The 1,087-nt window shown below is 76.8% G+C and carries 1 protein-coding gene; it reads right to left on the bottom strand.

The genetic code is table 11. The features are described from left to right. Positions 1-1,087, bottom strand: a 1,087-nt coding sequence (locus tag AB0G02_RS41835; RefSeq protein WP_360806620.1) for an AMP-binding protein, incomplete at both ends; no start/stop codon positions are given.

Below are 1,087 nucleotides of genomic sequence, written 5' to 3'. Positions count from 1 at the left end.
GGGTAGCCGGCCATCGCGGCGGACAGCGCCTCGACGGTCGGGTGGTCGAACAGCGCCCGCACCGGCACGGCCACCCCGAGCGCGGACCGCAGCCGCATGGCGATCCGGTTGGCCAGCAACGAGTGCCCGCCGCGGTCGAAGAAGTCGTCGCGCACGCCGACCCGGTCCACGCCGAGCGCGTCCGCCCACACCCCCGCCACCACTTCCTCCGCGTGGGTGCGCGGCGCGACGTAGACCTCCTGCGCGGTCGCGTCCGGCGCGGGCAGGGCGGTGCGGTCCAGCTTGCCCGCCGGGGTCAGCGGGAAGGCGTCGAGGACGACCAGCGAGCTCGGCACCATGTAGTCCGGCAGCGTCACCCCGGCCGAGCGGCGCAGGTCGGCGGCGGTGACGTCACCGACGACGTACCCGGCCAGTTCGAGACCGCCGGACGCCGCGGTGAACGGCAGCACGACCGCGTCGCGCACGCCGGGCTGGGCCAGCAGCACCGCCTCGACCTCGCCGGGCTCGATGCGGTGACCCCGGACCTTCACCTGGTGGTCCACCCGGCCGAGGATCTCGACGTGCCCGTCCGGACGCCGGCGGGCCAGGTCGCCGGTGCGGTACAGCCGCGCGCCCGGCACCGACGAGTGCGGGTCCGGGACGAACCGCTCGGCGGTCAGGGCGGGACGGCCGAGGTAGCCGCGCGCGAGCCCGACACCGCCCAGGCACACCTCGCCCACCACCCCCGGCGGCGCGGGCTCCCCGCGCCAGTCCAGCAGCCGCACGTCGGTGCCCGCCACCGGTTCCCACACGTCCGCGACGTCCTCGGACACCCCGGCGACGGTGGACCAGATGGTGGTCTCGGTGGGTCCGTAGAGGTCCCAGACCGCGGCTCCGCCGGCGGTGAGCGCGCGGGCGAGCTCGGCAGTCAGCTTCTCCCCGCCGGCGAACACGGTCAGCCCGGCGGGCGGCACCCAGCCGGAGTCGAGCAGCGCCCGCAGCCGGGACGGGGTCGCCTGCACCACCGACACGTCGTGCAGGGCCGAGTGCGCCTGCCCCGCGTCGACGCCGGCCGCCTCGCAGCACAGCGCCAACGACCGCGTCGCGG

This window comes from Actinosynnema sp. NPDC023658 (assembly GCF_040639995.1).
Taxonomy (GTDB): Bacteria; Actinomycetota; Actinomycetes; order Mycobacteriales; family Pseudonocardiaceae; genus Actinosynnema.
This window is presented reverse-complemented; position numbering and strand designations above follow the sequence as displayed.